Raw genomic sequence first — 17,738 nt, forward strand, 5'->3', positions numbered from 1 at the left:
AACCAGATAAACGGCGTGGTATGGCCCCTCAACAAAGCATCAACCAGCGCTACGAGGTCGGAGCGTTCCTGAATGTGTAGTTGCCCGGAGAGCGCACATTGATATACGTTACGCCCTCTACCTGCGAAAGCAACTTAGTGACTACGCGTTCTTTCTTGGCGATATCGTCCGAATCGCCCAGCGACACCTCAATGCCGTTATTGAGGTTTGCCGAGATGGCTTCGACCGAAGGCGTGGAAATATCCTTGACTTGTCCCAAGAACTCGCTCGAAAAACCACGCACATAATCCAAGCCAGCCTTAACGGCCTTGGAGCTCACCGCCTGGCCGGAAACCGGAGCGACATCCGCCGAGACATCAGTCAGCAACACCGCGCCATAGTGTTTAGCGAGCGCCAGTGCGGCATCAATGCCGGTCAGGGTATTTGAGCCCTGCCCTGTCGTGATGACGTTGCCCTGGTCGTCCACTTCGACCGACGTCGACAGCGGGGCGATCCAGGTGTCATCATCACCGATGGCCCAGGCAAGGTCATCGGAGCTGATATAGGCAATTGCGATGACCTTGCGCTCCATCGGCGTAATGATGAGCGTATGCGGGAACTGACGCTGGACATCCACGCCCGAGACCCACGGGTTCTGCTTGAGGTCCTCGGTAATCTGGTCGGGATTGACGTTAAAAAGCGACGTTCCCTCGGGCAAATCGATCAGCTGGACAGCATCGTGCTTCGTCACATGCTCGCTGCCTTGAATCTGAATATCAGTGGCGGTAAACAATCCAGAGTTGATCACCACGATGGCAACGACGACGAGCACGGCCAAGACGGCTAGAACGCCGCCCAGGATTTTGCCTTTGCCTGCAACGACAGAAGCGGCGTCTGATGTTTTATTTGCCATCGCCCCAAGTGAAGACAACGGGTTGACGCCTTTTTTACCCGAAGGCTTCTCGGCGGTAGCCGACACCGATGTCAGCGAGCGCGGTTTCGATGCGCCTAGCATGCGACCCGGACGCGCCGCTTTAGTTCCCGTCGAGGGCTTAGGAGCTGCCATGGGACGGGCAGGCTTGGCGCCCATAACAGGCTTTGACGTCACCGAGGGACGCGAGGACTTTTTTGCGGCCGGACGATTACCGAGCTGCGAGCCGACGACCGGACGACTGGTCTGTCGAGCATGCCCGACAGACTTAGAGTGCGCGACGGTATTGCGTTGAGGTTTGGCAGGCGCGCCGGAACGCCCTCCGGCGCGGCGGAAGGTGGGTTTCGATGCTCTAGAAGCCGAGGAATTTAACTTCCGGTCTGAGCTCGATGCCATACGCCTCCCTCACCTTTCCGTGCACATGTCTGATAACCGCGGCAACGTCATCGGCCGAGGCAGTTCCGTTATTAACGATAAAATTAGCGTGAACGGGCGAAACTTCCGCGCCGCCAATCGAAAAACCCTTTAATCCACAATCCTCGATAAGCTTGCCCACACTCGCATCGGGCGGGTTGCGAAAGACCGACCCGCAGGATGCGCGACCCATGGGCTGTGTACGCTTGCGCCTCGTCAGGTACCGCTCCATGCGCTCGCGAATGTCGGCCTTGGGCGCCGGTTTAAGCTTGAGCACGCACTCGAGGATAATCTCATTGCGGGGAAGGCTACATTCGCGGTAGCCCCAAGTGATCTCGGACCCCGCATAATGCTTGATACCGGATGCCGGGTCAAACGTTACGACATCCTCGACCAGCGAGCCAATCCACTCGGTCCGTGTGCCGGCATTCATAGATATCGCACCGCCGACCGAACCAGGGATGCCAACGGCAAACTCAAGGCCCGAGAGGCTACGCGACAGGGCATCGTTGACCAGGCGCGCAAACATCACGCCCGCACCGACCGTCAGCGTACAGCCGTCATCGGCAACAACCGTGCGCTGAAACTCACGTCCGAGCGAAATGACAGCACCGCGATAACCACCATCGGCAACCAGCAGATTGGAGCCCTTGCCGATGATGACCCACGGCACCTGCTCGCGATCGAGCACCGCCACGGCGCGGCGGAGGGCATGATAGCTATGGCACGTCACGAAGAGGTCGGCCTTGCCGCCGATACGATAGCTCGTATGACGCGCAAGGCGCTCGTCCTCGATCACATCCGTGTCGATCATGCCCGAGAGCGCCATGACGGCGTTAAACAGACCCATTTGATTTAAGCGTCTTTCTTGGCAGTCAGATACTCGATGAACTCGGGACCGACGGTCGTAACGTCACCGGCACCCATGGTGAGCAGCAGGTCGCCCTCGCCCACCATCTGCTCGAGCTCCTGATTGAGCTCAAGACGGCTGGAGCAGTACACGACCTCCTTGCCAGAATGCTTGGCGCGCACGGTATCGGCGAGCATCTTAGAGGTGACACCCGGAATGGGCATCTCGCCAGCCGAGAACACATCGATCAGCAGCAGTTTATCGGCATTGGCAAATGCATCGGCAAAGTCGTCGCACAGGGCCTGCAGGCGCGAATAGCGGTGCGGCTGGAATACGACGTCGACGTGCTTGTAGCCCAGCGACGAAGCGGCAGCAAGCGTCGCCTTGATCTCAGTGGGGTGATGGCCGTAATCATCGACCACGGTGATGCCATCGATATCGCCCACGTGGGTAAAACGACGGCGGACGCCCTCAAAGCTCGAGAGCGCCTTGGCGGCGGCGTCGATGTCAAGGCCCAGGACATGGGCGACGGTGAGCACCGCCGTGGCGTTGAGCATGTTGTGGCGACCGGGATTGCTCTTGATCTCCACAGCGTGCTCAGTGCCGTCCTCAAAGCGAACGATAAAGTCACTCTGGATGCCCTTGACATCCGGATGCACGCAGACGACATCGTTGCTCTCGGCAAAGCCGTAGGAAAGCACGTGACGGCCCGTCGACTTGGCGAGCTCGACCAGATGCGGATCCTCACCGCAGACGATGACGGTGCCGTCCTCGCCCACCAGGCTCATGAATTTGGCGAAAGTTGCCTCGATCTCCTCGATACCCGAGTAGTGATCGAGGTGGTCGGCCTCGACGTTGGTCACAATGACCACGTTGGGGTTCAGGAACAGGAAGGAGCTGTCGGACTCGTCGGCCTCGGCGACAAAGTAGTCGCCCGAGCCGTTCTTGCCGTTCGTGTCATAGCCCTCGACGATGCCGCCGATCAAGAAGCTCGGATCCAGACCCATGCGGTCGAGCATGGTGGCGCACATCGAAGACGTGGTGGTCTTGCCATGCGTGCCGGCAACAGCGACGGTGGTGTAGCCGTGGCCCAAAGCAGAGAGCATCTTGGCACGGGGCCACACGGGAATACCAAGCTCGCGAGCGCGCACAAGTTCAGGGTTGGACTCCGGAATAGCGGTGGAGACAACAACCACGTCGGGCTTGACCTCGTCGATCGTGGCGGCCTCATGGCCCACATGCACCTTCACGCCAGCGCGGGTAAGCTGGCGGATATAACGTGACGTCTTAAGGTCAGAGCCGGTAACGGCATAACCGCGCTCGTGCAGAACGAGGGCGATGCCGCTCATGCCGGCGCCGCCGATACCGATAAAGTGGGCGCTCTTAAACTTGGGCGCGGAGGTTGCAGTCTGGGAATCAGCCATGTGCTCGTGTACTCCTTGCGTAAACACTGCCTGTAACCCGTTAACTGTACCGCACCTACCGCATCAGCGCGAGGGCGACCGACGATATCCCGTCTAACTAACGCAAACCCTCTACCGCATCCGCCAGAAGAGCGGCGGCCCTATCCTGAGCCAGACCACGCGCCGCCTGACGCATGGCGTCGCGCGCCGACGCATCATCGACCAGGTGCAGCAGCTCATCGGCAAAGGCAGAACCGTCGATATCGGCATCGGCGCAAAGTACGCCGGCCCCGGCGTCGACCAGATAACGGGCATTGGTGGTTTGGTGGTCGGCCGTCGCATGCGGATACGGCACGAGCACCGAGGGCACGGCAAGCGCAGCGATCTCGGCCACGCTCGATGCGCCCGAACGCGAGAGCGCCAAATCGGCAGAAGCCAGCATATCGCCCATGTTGTCGATGTAAGGCTGGACGCGGTAACGCTTCGCTTCCTCGGGCGTCAGCGCCAAAGCGCGCTCGGTCTCCTCAAAGCCGTCGGCACCCGTCGAATGCAACACATAGAGGTTCTTGCGCGAAAGCAGCTCGTTTTTGAGCGAAACCACGCGCTCGTTGAGGTGCTGGGCGCCAAGTGAACCGCCAAAGACGAGCAGCAGCGTAGCGTCCTCGGGAACGCCAAGTGCCTTGCGGCCGCGAGCGCGATCGCCCTCGATCACCGAGCGACGTACGGGGTTGCCGGTCATGAGCACATGGTCAGGGTCGCCTTCGCGCTCAAAGACCGCGCGCGATGCCGGCACCGAGATGCACACGCGGGCGGCGTGGGAGTTCATCATCTTGTTGGCCAGGCCCGGAACAGAGTTCTGCTCATGCAGCAGATACGGAACGCCCGCGCCCTTGCACCACCCCAGCAGCGGAACCTCGACATAGGCACCAAAACCAATGGCGGCATCGGGCTTGCCGACCTTTAAGAAATGACTGGCGAGCACACGCTTGGCTTTGTTGACACGCCACAGCGAGGTCAGCGCCGTCCAAGGACGGGAGCGGTCGAAGCCCGTGACCGTAATGGGCACAAAATCAAACCCAGCCTCGGGGACCAGACGACCCTCGAGCTTGCGCGACTGGCCCACGAACACAACGTGGTGGCCACGGTCACGGAGCTCTTCGGCCAAGGCGAGCGCGGGGTTGATGTGCCCTGCCGTGCCGCCGGCTGCAATAGCAACGGTCATCTTATCGGTCATGGTAGTCCCTTCGTACACGCGGTCCCTGGTCGTCGGTGCGCAGACGCGCCGACGGGTCTGAGTTCAAATCGATTCGATTATATCCGCCGCCCGCATTGCGAGGAGTGGGGCGCTGAGGACGACCTTGCGGCGCCGTTCGCTGACGCGGGCGGGCTGCGGGGTCGGTCGCAGAGCCATCCAGGACGGTAAAACCGTTACGCGAAGATCGCTCGCCGCGCACGTGGGGCACGCCGGCGGTACTCTCATCCATAACGGCAAAGCTCTCACGGCGGCGGTCATACTCATCGCGGCGGGCGCTCTCGTACGAAACGCGCAGGATCAACCCGGCAAGCATGAGCGACACAATAATCGACGAACCGCCGTAGCTAATAAACGGCAACGGTTTGCCCGTCATGGGAAACACGTTGAGGATGCCCAGCGCGTTAATCAAAAACTGCACTGCGAGAATGACCGCGGAGCCAGACGCCATGAGCGCGCCCCGACGATCGGTCGCCTGCTCGGCAATGCGAAACGCCGAGTAGATCAGCATCGCAAACACCAAGAAGAACAGCACGGTTCCGACAAAACCGACTTCCTCGCCAATGATGGCCAAGATGTAGTCGTTGTGTGCCTCGGGCAGATACGAGTACTTCATGGTTGAGTTGCCGATGCCACGGCCGAACAGACCGCCCGAGGCAAAGGCCATGATGGCAAGCGTGGCCTGATAGCCGTCACCATACTCGTCGGCCCAAGGGTTCAAGGCAACCTGAATACGCACCATACGGTATGGCTCTGCGACAAGCGCAATCACGATCACGAGAATGCCGAAGATTAGCACGCCGATGATAAATCTGGGGTCGAGACCCGCAAACAACGCCATGCACATGAGGGTCAACAGGATGATCAGGACAGTACCGAAATCGGGCTGGATAAAGATCAGAAAGAGCGAAATGCCCAGGCAGATGCCCATCTTGCGAAGGAATTCGTTGATGTTGCCACCGGGCGAAAAGAAGCGATCGAGCATGATGGCCGAATACGCAATGGCAAATGGCTTTAAAAACTCGGAAGGCTGGAACTGAATACCGGCGATGTTGAGCCAGCGCGTGGCGCCGCGGCTGCCGCTGCCCACCAAGAACACCAGAAGCAGTAGCCCTATCATGCCGATAAGGAAGATCCTGAGCACATCCTCCCCAAACCAGCTGTCCGGCAAAACGCGCACGATGGCAATCAGCGCCAGAACACCGACCACGGCAAACGCGGCCTGTCGACCCAGAAAAAACGTCGCCGAGCCATTCTCGTGCAGCGCCTCGACCGAAGACGCCGAGTACACCATCAGCAGGCCAAAGCATACCAAGGTAAACAAGCAGGCCATGAATATCAATCGGGGGCGCATGATACGGGCGGGAACGCCGGCAATATAGCGTTCGCTAAACGACTGCCCGCCGCAGCTGGAACGCGGTGTGGTGCGACGTGAGGAAGCACGGTCCGAGTCGGGCCTCCTCATACCTTGTCGGGGGCTCTCCTCTCTCACCGCAACCCCTATTCCATTTGTGATTTCGCTGTAGCGGCAAGCTGAGCCACGTAGTCCTTAAACACGCGGCCGCGCTCCTCATAGCCCGAGAACTCATCGAACGAAGAGCAGGCAGGAGAAAGTAAGATCACGTCACCACGGCTCGAAAGCGAACGGGCAACGTCCACGGCGTCGCGCAGGTCATCCGCCTGGGCGATATCCACATCGCCATCGACATCGGCCTCGTCCATAGCGGCGGTGAAGCGCTCGCGCGCATCGCCAAAGCAGACGACCGAGCGCACGTTGTCCATAACGACGCGCGCGAAGTCCGTGAGCGGAGTGCCCTTATCGTGGCCGCCGAGCAGCAAGATCACGTCGTCATCGGGAAATGCCGTCAGTGCCTTCTCGACCGCATCGGTGTTAGTCGCCTTGGAATCGTTGACGTAGCGCACGCCGTCAATCTCGCCACACGGCTCCACGCGGTGCTCGAGCGGCTGGAACGAGGCCAGACCGCGGCAGACACCGTCGACATCGGCACCGACTGCCAAGGCAGCCGTGGCAGCGCACAGGGCATTGATAACATTGTGATGGCCCGAGATCTTGAGCTCGGATGTAGCGATGAGCGGGGTCTCGACACCCTTCAGACGCACGATCATCTTGCCATCGCGCACAAAGGCGGCATCCTCGCCCTCAGGCTCGTCAAAGGCATCCTCGCCCTCAGGCTCGTCAAAGGCAACCTTGCAGATGCGACGACCCGGCGTGTAGATGTACTCATCGAACTCGTGAATGCCGGCGTCTTCGACGTCGACAACCACCAGATCGTCATCGTCCATATTGTCAAACAGTTTGACCTTGGCAAGCGCGTAGTTCTTATGGCTCTTATGCCAGCCCAAGTGGTCTGGAGTGATGTTGAGCAGCACCGCCACGCGAGGGTGGAGCTCGGTGGTCGTAGCAATCTGATAGCTCGAGAGCTCAGCCACAAACCACTCGTTGTGGGCTCGGCCGTCAATCTCGTTGACCGGCGGCTCGCCGATGTTGCCGACAGCTACGCTGGCCTCGCCGGCAGCCTTGAGCAGATAATCAGTCAGCGACGTGGTGGTCGTCTTGCCGTTGGTGCCCGTGATGGCAATCCAGTTATCGGGCGACAGGCGATAGGCAAACTCGGGCTCACCCATAATCTGGGCGGCATGCTCGTGCCCGGCCTTAAAGAAGCCCGAGAACTCCGAGATGCCCGGGCACGTCACGCATACGTCATAGGCGCCCTCGACCTGTTCGGTCCCATAGACAAACGACACACCAGCAGCCTCGAGCGCACGCGTGGCGTCATTGGGCTCAGACGTGCCGCCGCCATACACGGTAACGGCGCTTACGCGCTCGGGATGCGCCAGCGCCCAGCGGGCGACATCGAGACCGGATTTGCCCTGACCCAAAACGAGCAGGCTAAAGACATCAGCAAGAGGCATGAAAGACCACTATCCCAACTGGAAGAACAGAGCAAGGCCAACGGCACCAAAGGCCGCAGCGATAATCCAAAAACGGATGACGACCTTGGTCTCGGCCCAGCCCTTCTTTTCGAAATGATGATGGATGGGCGCCATAAGGAAGACGCGCTTGTGCGTAAAGTGGAAGTAGACAACCTGAATCATGACCGAAAGGGTCTCAACGATAAACAGGCCGCCGATGATGAGGGAGACGACCTCGGTGTTGGTCATGATGGACGTGCAGGCAAACGCGGCGCCCAGGGCAAGCGATCCGGTATCGCCCATAAAGATGCTCGCCGGATAGCAGTTGAACCACAGAAAGCCCAAGCAGGCACCGGCACACGCGGTGCAGAAGATGGACAGGTTCACGTCTCCGTACAAAAATGCCATGGCAGCCATGGCGAGCATGGCAATCATGGAGGTACCGCCAGCAAGACCGTCAAGGCCATCGGTCAGGTTCACGGCATTAGAAAGACCGGCAATCATCAGCCAGCAAAAGACAATATAGAGCCACGGGAACGAATAGCCGCAGATGGTAGTCGAAAGTACGCCAAGGTCGATCGTCAACCCACCGGGAAAACGAATCTCGGGGGCGACGCCGCACCAGTTGACGGCAAGTACCGTAAAGGTGACACAGATAATGGTTAGGCCGATCATCTTGGCATGGGGCGTCAGACCGAGCGAGCGCCCATGCGTAACGGAGGTCAGGTCGTCGATCAGGCCCAGCACGCCGGTCGCCAGCGTGGCGAGCAGCACGAGCACGAGCTCGGTGGTGAGCTTGCCCATCAGCAGGCAGGTCAGCGAGATCGCGACGAGGATGACAACACCACCCATGGTGGGCGTTCCCTGCTTAACCAAATGACGCTTGGGGCCGTCGGCACGAACCTGCTGGCCGATACCCTCAACCTTGAGCAGCTTGATCCACCACGGCATGAGCAGCAGCGCAATGGCGGCGGCGATGCCAAGCCCCAAAAAAGCCTGATACGTTGGATACGAGGGATTGCCGAACATGGGCTAGCACACACCTTCCACAAAGCGGTCGAGCTCAACAAAGCGGGAACCCTTGACCAGTACAACATCATGTTTTTCAAGCGCGCCGCCCATGCGGTCGAGCACCTGCTGATAATCGGAGAACACCTGGATGCGGTCCTCGTCCATGCCCATCATGCGCGCGGCATCGGCCATAAGCTGGGCCAGCTCACCACCCACGCACGCCAGCATGTCGAGCTTTTTGGCGGCGGCATAGGCGCCCACGAGCTCATGCATGCGAGGAGCCTCATCGCCCATCTCGCCCATCTCGCCCAGGATCGCCATGCGAGACCCCGTGCACGAAAGCGAGCACAGTAGATCGAGACCGGCAGCCATCGATTCGGCGCTAGCGTTATAGGAGTCATCGATGATGCGTGCACCGCTCTTGGCGCGCTTGATCTCCTGGCGGTGCCCGGTGATCGTGAGACCCCTAAAGGCAGCATCGATCTGCTCGGGCGTCACGCCCAGGCGATAGGCAACCGCGGCGGCCTTAACGGCATTAGGAACGGACTGCACGCCGGGGATGGCAAGCATGGTATCGATCGTCTCGCCCTGGCCAAAATCGAGCGTAAAGACCGGACGGCCCTCGTCATCAACACGAACGTCGCGGGCGCGGACCTCATCATCGTCCGAGACGCCGGCAAGCATCACGTCGATACCAGCAGGCTGGGCGAACGTATCGCGAATGAACGGCGTAAAGTCGTCCTCGCCGCCCAAAACCAGCAGCGGCAAATAGTCGCCGGCGGCGCACATACCCTGGACAATCTCGGCCTTAGCGCGGGCGATGTTCTCGCGGCTGCCCAAAATACCGATATGAGAGGTACCGATCTTGCTCACAATGGCAAGATTGGGATTGGCGGACTGGGACAGGCGCTCGATCTCGTGAAAATGGTTCATGCCCATCTCGAGCACCAGAACCTCGGTATCGGCCGGGGCGGAAAGCACCGTGAGCGGCATGCCGATCAGGTTATTGAAATTGCCCTTGGTGGCCCAGACACGATAGCGCTTGGCGAGTACAGCGGCGAGCACGTCCTTGGTCGTCGTCTTGCCGATGGAACCGGTAATGCCAACGACCAGGCAACCAAGCTCCAGGCGATACGCGTGCGCCAAACGCAGCAGAAACTCCTCGGGATCATCGGTCCGCAGGATGGCACAGCCCTTGTCTTGCGCCAGCGAGACCAGCTCGGCCTCGGGCTCGCGCGTCATCACGACGGCGCCGGCACCCGACTGGACGGCACGGGAAGCAAAATCATTGCCGTCGACGTTTTCACCGGGAAAGGCGACGAAAATCGTCCCTTCCTCGACCTGGCGCGAGTCGATAACACACCCGCGGCATACCCGATCGACTTCTCCCGTCACGGTTCGGGTCCCTGTTGCGGCCGCGAGGTTGTTGACGGCGATCTCTATCATTGCAGCTCCCCTGTAAACCTAATAATGCTATCGGCGTATTGTATCCCAGCGCCGCGCATGCGTGGTGCAGGGCATGTGAACACCCCTCATATGGGACAACAAACCACGCCCCAAAGATTGTAACCCCCTACTTCGTGCGCGGGATACCCAGCACGTCGAGCGCGTTGGCCATAATGGACTGGAACGGCACCGCAGCGGCATCTGAGCCGCTCGGCGTTCCGTCGAGCGTGATATAGCACAGCACCTTGGGCGATTGCGCCGGCGCAAAGCCCATAAAGGACGACATGTAGTTCTCCTTGAGGTAGCCGCCGTTCTCGTCGGCACGTTCGGCCGTACCGGTCTTGCCCGCCACGTCATAGCCGTCAACCGCGCCGCCAACGCCCGTTCCCTCGGACACGACCGTCTGCATGCACGATGTCACCTGCGATGCGGCGTCCTCCGAAATCGCGCGCTCGCCTTCGCCCCAGTCCTTCTCGTCGCCTTTGCTGGACTTATAGAAGTGTGGGGTCATCATCACGCCGCCGTTGGCGATGCCGCCCACGGCACGTGCGATCTCAATCGGCGAGACAGACAGCGCCTGCCCAAAGCTCATCGAGCCCAGCGTGGCGCCGTCATACTGGTCACGCTCCTTGACGATACCCAGGCTCTCGCCCGGAAAATCGACACCCGAGCTGTGACCGATGCCCCACTTGTCCACATAGGCGGCAAAGTCGTCGGCACCGATTTTGCGCCCCACCAGGACAAAGCCCACGTTGGACGAACGGCGCATCATCTCGCGCACATCCATGGTCATGGCATAGTCGCGCTTGTCGGCATCGGTGACGGTATCGTCGCCCACCTTGATACTCGCCGGCACCTCAAACGACGTACTCGATCGCACTACGCCCAAGTCGAAGCCGGCGCCCGCCACGAGTGTCTTAAAGACCGAGCCGGGCTCGTAGGCGTCGGTTACCAGGCGCAGGTTCATATCCTCGGTCTTGGCGTTTTCCAAATCGGTCTGGTCGTAGGTCGGATACGAGCAGGCGGCGAGAATTTCGCCGGTCGTGGGGTCGGTGACCAAAGCCGAGCCGTTCTTGGCCTTTGTCTTCTCGACAGCCTCTGCCAGAGCGTCCTCAGCCGTACGCTGGATATTGACATCGAGCGTCGTCACGATATCAACGCCGTCGACCGCAGCCACCTTTTTATAGGCACCGCCCGCGATATAGCTGCCGTCCCTCGCGCGCTCGCGTACGAGAGAACCGTTCGTGCCGGTCAGAAGCTTGTTGTATTGCTTTTCGAGACCCGTCAAGCCGTCGTTGTCTACATTCACTACACCCAGCACCTGCGATGCCAGATTGCCGTATGGATATACGCGCTTCATGGCCTGCTCAAAAAGCACGCCGGGCAGGTTCTTCTTCTCCAGCGCCGCAGCATCGTCTTCGTCCACCTGGCGCTTGATATACACCCAGGTTCCATCGGACTCGACGAGCTTACGGCAGGTCATTTTATCGATTCCAGTTGCCTTGACCAGCGCCGACACCGTCTTGTCAACATCCTCGACAAGCTGCGGGTTCACGGCGATGTTGCGACATTCGACCGACGACGCCAGCACGTTACCGTTGCGGTCGTAGATGGTGCCACGTTTGGCATAGAGGGTCTGCGCAAGCAGGCGCCGCGCATCGGCACGCTCGCGCAGTTTATCGGCTTCGACAATTTGATAGTCGGCAAGGCGAAAGACGCCCAAGCCCAAGCCAAGCCCAATGAATCCCATGACGGCTTTGCGGCGAGGCAGCGGCGTGCCTGTGAGCCATTCGGTCGACGAACTCTTGCGCGACCTGGTGTTATGCACTTGAGGGCCGCCCGAGCCGCGAAGTCGCGACGCCGGGTCGTTGCCACGGGACCGCCCGGCGTTGTAAGATTGCCGACCCGTTCCTTGATAACCAGAACGTCCCCGCGACGAGGGACGTCCAGAACCGCGGCCCCCATCGGAACCGCGGCGATAGTCATTTGTCATACTCAGCTACCGTCTTGCTACTGAGCGGTCGCGGTCGCGTTGGCGCCCGCGGCTGCATCCTGCGAAAAGTCAAGTGTAACGCTCTCGCTGGGCTCCACCATGCCATAAGCGCCCGCAAGGTCGCGAATGCGCGTGTCGGCGCCATAGACCGAATGCATGACCTCCAGGTCGGAGCTCTCATCGGTCGCCTTTTCGAGCGTGTTGGTTAGCTCGGCGTTGCTGTTGAGCACCTGGGCCGTAACGCCGGCGAGCGCCACGCGGGCGACGCCGATCGTCATGAAGATAGCCGCAATGATGCAAAACGTTTTAAGAACGCTCATGAAAACCGGGCTTACCGCCTGGTTTGCCTGACGGCCCGCGCCCGTGTAGACATCAAAGCGCGGCGTGCGCTGCTCACGGGGAGCAACGGGGGCCTGCGGTGTCTCACGATAGGCGGGCATGGCGTTCATATCATAGGCAAGTGCTGCGCTTGAAGTGTTGTAGCCCATGATATGCCGCCTCCCATCCCGAGTACGTTGGTAGTGTGTTTAAGCTTCGTTTATGGTGCGAGCGGGAGGTCCAATATCGCGCGGTCGCGCCTACAGACGCTGCGCCACGCGGATTTTGGCTGATCTCGCCCGAGGGTTGCGCTCAACCTCATCAGGCTGGGCAACCAAGGGTTTGCGGGTGATGACCTTGAGTATCGGCACGTTGCCGCACACGCACACCGGAATCTCCGGCGGACACGTGCACCCCTGGCTCATCTCCTTAAAGTGGTTCTTTACGATACGGTCCTCGAGCGAGTGATACGAGATGACGCAGATACGTCCGCCCGGGTTGAGCCACCTGGTGGCGGCATCAAGCCCTCGTTCGAGCACATCGAGTTCGTGATTGACCTCGATGCGAATGGCCTGGAAACTTTTCTTGGCCGGGTGTCCGCCATGCCGACGAGCGGCAGCCGGGATACCCGCCTTGATGATCTCGACAAATTGGCCGGTGGTTTCGATCGGTTCTTGCTCGCGGCGGCGCACGATCTCGCGCGCGATCTGCGAGGCGAACTTCTCTTCGCCGTAGACGCGTAGAATCCGGGCGAGGTCGTGTTCGTTATAGGTGTTGATGACCTCAGCTGCGTTTAAGGTGTTATTACCCGGATCCATCCGCATGTCCAATGGGGCGTCCTCGTTATACGAAAAGCCCCTGCCAGGGATATCGAGTTGCGGTGACGAAACGCCCAAATCGAACAGGAAGCCATCGACCCCGGGCACCTCGGCCGAGCAAAGCAGCTCGTCCAAGTCGCCGAAGTTGCCCTTCAGCAGCTGGTGCGGAACGCCGGGAACCTCGCGGTCCAGACGGGCGCCAGCGGCCTCGAGGGCCATGTCGTCCTGATCGACGCCGAGCAAAAGGCCCGTCTCCCCCACCTGCGCAGCCATCTTTACCGAATGGCCGGCACCGCCAAGGGTGCAATCGCAGACAACGGAGCCGCTCTTTAGCCGCAGCGACTCAAGCACTTCGCCGAGCATGACAGGTTCATGCCGATATTCTTGTGTCAAGATCCCACGCTCCATCCGTTACCCGTGCCTTGCCCTTACGAGAAGAAGAGGTCCAGCAGGGCCTCGTCGTCATCGTCCTCATCGGCCGCGGCGCGATCCCAAACCTCAAGGTGGTCGTAGTTGCCCACAACCGTGACCTCGCGGTCGAGGTTCGCCTGCTTGCGGAGAGACTCGGAAAGACCGATACGACCGGCGCTGTCCACGTCCATCGACGTGGTGCGCTTGTTGATCGCCCTCATGAGCTTCTGGTCGTTGATGTCGCGCGGGTTAAAACCCTCGTGGCCCTCACGACCCGCGAAGAGTCCTTCGACCCACTTATCGAAGGCCTCGGCAGAGAACACGTACAGAGCATCGACATCCAGGGCTTTGAACACGCGAACGTGCTCTCCAAGCTCCTCGCGAAGGGGTGCAGGCAGGGACAGACGGCCTTTTGCATCGAGATTGCGCTCGTATGCGCCAGTCATTCCCATGTGCGCCCTCCCCTCGGTTACTCAGATGGCACGTACGCGGGGAACCACCCCGCCTGTCGACGTCATTAATAATATGGGGAACCGCCCCATTTTTCAACACCTTTCCCCACCCCTTCCCCCACTCCGCCCCACCACTCCACCCACCATATATTGCAAAACACCCCCAATCATATGTTCGAAAACACAATATGTTGTGTTTACAGCAACGGCGGGATGCCACCTGTGGCACCCCGCCGTTCATCCTCAACCTTCAAGTTGACCTTGAGGCGATTTTTGCGTCCCTTTACATGCCGTTCACATCGCCCCCAAACTCCCCCACCCAAGGCACGTGCGGCCCACCACCGCGACGACATGTGGCGAAAAATAGGACGGGCCCCAGATTGCCCATGCGCGCGCAAAAGCACGCCGCGGCAATCTGGGGCCCGTCCTCAAATACCTATAAATTTGCAGGTCAGCGATGTGCTAACGATGCGCCAGCGGGTGCGCCGCCAGATAGACCTCGGTCAGTTGCGTACGATCGACATGCGTGTAGACCTGCGTGGTCGATATATCGGCATGTCCCAAGATCTCCTGTAGCACACGGAGGTCTGCGCCGCCCGCAAGCATATGGGTGGCAAAGGAGTGACGCAGCGTATGGGGATGGAGCCCCACCAGCCCCACCTGGCGCCCATAGCGCTCACAGATGGCATGGATGCCCTGGCGCGACAGACGGCGGCCGTTCTTATTTAAAAAGACCGCCGAGGTCTCGGTTCCGCGGGCATGGGCCGCCAAGCGAGAACGCCCCTCAGTTACATAAAGCGTCAGAGCTCGCGCCGCGCTTCCCACCAGCGGGGACAGGCGTTCCTTTGAGCCCTTACCGCGAACGAGCACAAAGCCATCGTCGATATGGATATCGCCCACATCGAGCCCCACCAACTCGCTCACACGCAAACCGCATCCGTAGAGCACTTCCAAGATGGCATGGTCGCGCAAGCCCATCTCGCCCTCGGGGAAGTCTTGATCGAGCAGCGCCGAGACATCCTCCACCGATAGATACTCCGGCAAACGCTCAGCCTTTTTAGGCAGGCGCAACGCCGCCGTCGGGTTTTGGGCCACGGCCCCATCGCGCACCAAAAAGGCATGCAGGCCCTTCACGGCCGCAAGCGCACGCTCCACCGAGGCATCGGAATAGCCTCCGTCGCGGCGATCGGCGACAAAGCCCTCCACGACCTGACGGGTCACCTCTTCAAAAGACACAATACCCGCCCGCTCCAGATAGACGCAGTACGTCGTCAGGTCACGACGATAGGCCGCAATCGTGTTGCGCGCCAAACCCCGCTCGACCGCGAGGTAATCGAGATACTCCCCCGCCGCCACGGCGAGCGACGAGGGAGTAGCTCCGGTATGTTCTTTGTTCGCCGGCACCCTTAGTCCATAGCGAGGTTCATGGGCGTCACCTGCAGACGGTCGACACCCTCGTGCTGGCCGATCGAAGCGCGCACGAACTCGCGGAACAGCGGCTGCGGGTTGGTCGGGCGGCTCTTGAACTCGGGATGAGCCTGGGTTGCCACATACCACGGATGCACGTCGCGCGGCAGCTCGACCATCTCGACCAGGCGCTCGTCGGGCGACAGACCCGAGATAACCAAACCGGCGTCCTCGAGCTGGTCGCGGAAGGCGTTGTTGAACTCAAAGCGGTGACGGTGACGCTCGTAGACGAGCTCCTCGCCATATGCCTCGCGAGCGAGGGTATCGGCGGCGAGCTTGCACGGATAGGCGCCCAGGCGCATGGTGCCGCCCTTCTCGGTCACGTCCTCCTGCGAGCTCATCAGATCGATGACGCTAAACGGGCCGTCCGGATCGAACTCAGAGGAGCTGGCGCCGGCAAGGCCGACGACGTTGCGGGCGAACTCGCACACGGCCACCTGCATACCCAGGCAAATGCCCAGATACGGAATCTTGTGCTCACGGGCAAACTCGGCCGCGAGGATCTTGCCCTCCAGGGCGCGCTTGCCAAAGCCGCCGGGGACCAGGATGCCCGAGGCGTCGCCCAGAACCTCGGAGACATTCTGCTCGTCGAGGCTCTCGCCGTCGACCAGCTGGACGTCCACATGGCGATCGTAGAAGACGCCCGCATGGTGCAGGGCCTCGATAACCGACAGGTACGCATCGGGCAGCTGCGTGTACTTGCCCACGACGGCGATCTTTACCTTGTCAGCGTGATGGTTGGCGTGATTCTGTTTGCGCAGGAACTCGTTCCACTCGCTCATGTCGCGCTCACGCGGATCCAGACCCAGACGCTCGCAAATGCGCAGGTCAAAGTCCTGCTCGGCAAGCAGCTGCGGCACGTCGTAGATGCTCGCGCAGTCCTCGTTGGTAAAGACGCAGTCGGTGTCGACGTCACAGAAACTCGCGATCTTGCCGCGGATGGCATCGTCAATATGGTGATCGGAGCGTAGCACGATGATGTCGGGCTGGATACCAAAGCTGCGGAGCTCTTTGACGGAGTGCTGTGTGGGCTTGGTCTTGACCTCGTGGGCGGCGGCAATATAGGGAACGAGCGACACGTGGATGTAGCAGACGTTCTCGGGGCCGGCCTCCTTGCGGTACTGACGGATGGCCTCGACAAACGGTTGGGACTCGATGTCGCCGATCGTGCCGCCCAGCTCGGTGATGACTACATCGGAGCCGGTCTGCTCCTCGATGCGGCGAAACTTGTCCTTAATGGCATTGGTGACGTGAGGAATCACCTGCACGGTACCGCCCAAAAAGTCGCCGCGACGCTCGCGGGCGATTAGGCTTTTGTAGATGGCACCGGTCGTAAAGTTGGAATCGCGGGTCAGGTTCTCATCAATAAAGCGCTCGTAATGACCCAGGTCCAGGTCGGACTCGTAACCGTCCTCGGTCACGAAGACCTCACCATGCTGGAAGGGGCTCATGGTACCGGGGTCGACGTTCAGATACGGGTCGGCCTTTTGCATCGTTACTTTGTAGCCACGCGACTTGAGCAGACGGCCCAGCGAGGCCGCGGTAATACCCTTGCCCAGGGACGAAACCACGCCACCGGTTACGAACACATGCTTGGTCATATTGAGTTACCTGCGCTTCCCGTAGAAGTTGTTTATCCACATCTTACGGGTCTTCATTGTAATACTCGCGCCGCGGACCGTTCGCAATTTTTCTCGCGTGCGATTGCATTTCTCAGTCTTGAAACAAAACGCCGCCCGGTGTCCCAGGCAGCGTCGCTATGGCAAGGGCTACACGCTGCTATCGATCAGCAACCTCGTCCTCAAGCATTTCTTGAACGAGCATACCGGCACGGACGCCCTCAAGATACCACTCGCCACGTTCGGTGAGGCAAATTCCATTTGCAAGCTGACCGCCGTCGTCGCTATAACGCGAGACGACATCAATCATGCCTTCGGAATCCAAGCGATCGATTGCGGCGCGGGCACGATACGGCGAAACCCCCACGCACTCGGCAAGCGTTTTGCGCGAGAAACCATACGGTGTTAGTGTCGGAAAAATTTAGCCAAATATAGTCGGC

At 60.2% G+C, this 17,738-nt stretch carries 15 protein-coding genes; all 15 read right to left on the reverse strand.

Translation table 11 applies throughout. The features are described 5' to 3' along the window. Window positions 1–49: 49 nt before the first annotated feature. Complete coding sequence (locus tag DWZ22_RS09085; protein ID WP_233546485.1) at window positions 50–1,306, reverse strand: cell division protein FtsQ/DivIB; 1,257 nt, start codon at window positions 1,304–1,306, stop codon at window positions 50–52. Continuing rightward, the gene (gene murB / locus DWZ22_RS09090) at window positions 1,263–2,174 is read right to left on the reverse strand and encodes a UDP-N-acetylmuramate dehydrogenase (protein ID WP_006234257.1); all 912 of its coding nucleotides are present in this window, start codon (window positions 2,172–2,174) and stop codon (window positions 1,263–1,265) included. Before murB ends, DWZ22_RS09085 begins: the two co-directional genes overlap by 44 nt. A 5-nt stretch (window positions 2,175–2,179) precedes the next feature. Continuing rightward, the gene (murC, locus tag DWZ22_RS09095) at window positions 2,180–3,598 is read right to left on the reverse strand and encodes a UDP-N-acetylmuramate--L-alanine ligase (RefSeq protein WP_118405960.1); all 1,419 of its coding nucleotides are present in this window, start codon (window positions 3,596–3,598) and stop codon (window positions 2,180–2,182) included. 97 nt (window positions 3,599–3,695) lie between these two features. Then, window positions 3,696–4,811, reverse strand: coding sequence for an undecaprenyldiphospho-muramoylpentapeptide beta-N-acetylglucosaminyltransferase (murG, locus tag DWZ22_RS09100; RefSeq protein WP_118405961.1), 1,116 nt, complete (start codon window positions 4,809–4,811; stop codon window positions 3,696–3,698). Next, window positions 4,801–6,162, reverse strand: a complete 1,362-nt coding sequence (gene ftsW, locus DWZ22_RS09105; protein WP_158573321.1) for a putative lipid II flippase FtsW — start codon at window positions 6,160–6,162, stop codon at window positions 4,801–4,803. Before ftsW ends, murG begins: the two co-directional genes overlap by 11 nt. Before the next feature lie 167 nt (window positions 6,163–6,329). Beyond that, a complete protein-coding gene (murD, locus tag DWZ22_RS09110; RefSeq protein ID WP_118405963.1) occupies window positions 6,330–7,763 on the reverse strand; it encodes a UDP-N-acetylmuramoyl-L-alanine--D-glutamate ligase in 1,434 nt (477 codons plus the stop codon). A gap of 9 nt (window positions 7,764–7,772) precedes the next feature. Next, window positions 7,773–8,792, reverse strand: a complete 1,020-nt coding sequence (gene mraY, locus DWZ22_RS09115; protein ID WP_118405964.1) for a phospho-N-acetylmuramoyl-pentapeptide-transferase — start codon at window positions 8,790–8,792, stop codon at window positions 7,773–7,775. Window positions 8,793–8,795: 3 nt separating this feature from the next. Next, window positions 8,796–10,220, reverse strand: a complete 1,425-nt coding sequence (gene murF, locus DWZ22_RS09120; RefSeq protein WP_118405965.1) for a UDP-N-acetylmuramoyl-tripeptide--D-alanyl-D-alanine ligase — start codon at window positions 10,218–10,220, stop codon at window positions 8,796–8,798. Between the two features lie 127 nt (window positions 10,221–10,347). Continuing rightward, on the reverse strand, window positions 10,348–12,048 hold the full coding sequence (locus DWZ22_RS09125; RefSeq protein WP_369833971.1) for a peptidoglycan D,D-transpeptidase FtsI family protein: 1,701 nt from the start codon (window positions 12,046–12,048) through the stop codon (window positions 10,348–10,350). Window positions 12,049–12,230: 182 nt separating this feature from the next. Continuing rightward, on the reverse strand, window positions 12,231–12,701 hold the full coding sequence (locus DWZ22_RS09130; protein WP_022094483.1) for a hypothetical protein: 471 nt from the start codon (window positions 12,699–12,701) through the stop codon (window positions 12,231–12,233). A 90-nt stretch (window positions 12,702–12,791) separates the two neighbouring features. Continuing rightward, entirely contained in the window at window positions 12,792–13,757 is a 966-nt protein-coding gene (gene rsmH, locus DWZ22_RS09135; RefSeq protein ID WP_006234266.1) for a 16S rRNA (cytosine(1402)-N(4))-methyltransferase RsmH, read from the reverse strand. A gap of 20 nt (window positions 13,758–13,777) precedes the next feature. Continuing rightward, on the reverse strand, window positions 13,778–14,212 hold the full coding sequence (locus DWZ22_RS09140) for a division/cell wall cluster transcriptional repressor MraZ (RefSeq protein WP_006234269.1): 435 nt from the start codon (window positions 14,210–14,212) through the stop codon (window positions 13,778–13,780). Between the two features lie 462 nt (window positions 14,213–14,674). Further along, on the reverse strand, window positions 14,675–15,616 hold the full coding sequence (gene xerD, locus DWZ22_RS09145; RefSeq protein ID WP_199412325.1) for a site-specific tyrosine recombinase XerD: 942 nt from the start codon (window positions 15,614–15,616) through the stop codon (window positions 14,675–14,677). Window positions 15,617–15,618: 2 nt separating this feature from the next. Beyond that, window positions 15,619–17,280, reverse strand: a complete 1,662-nt coding sequence (locus DWZ22_RS09150) for a CTP synthase (RefSeq protein WP_118405967.1) — start codon at window positions 17,278–17,280, stop codon at window positions 15,619–15,621. A gap of 178 nt (window positions 17,281–17,458) precedes the next feature. Continuing rightward, window positions 17,459–17,608 (reverse strand): hypothetical protein, encoded by a 150-nt coding sequence (locus tag DWZ22_RS10245; protein WP_158573322.1) that lies wholly within the window; start codon window positions 17,606–17,608, stop codon window positions 17,459–17,461. Between the last annotated feature and the right edge of the window lie 130 nt (window positions 17,609–17,738).

Source organism: Collinsella sp. AF31-11 (assembly GCF_003475605.1).
Taxonomy (GTDB): Bacteria; Actinomycetota; Coriobacteriia; order Coriobacteriales; family Coriobacteriaceae; genus Collinsella.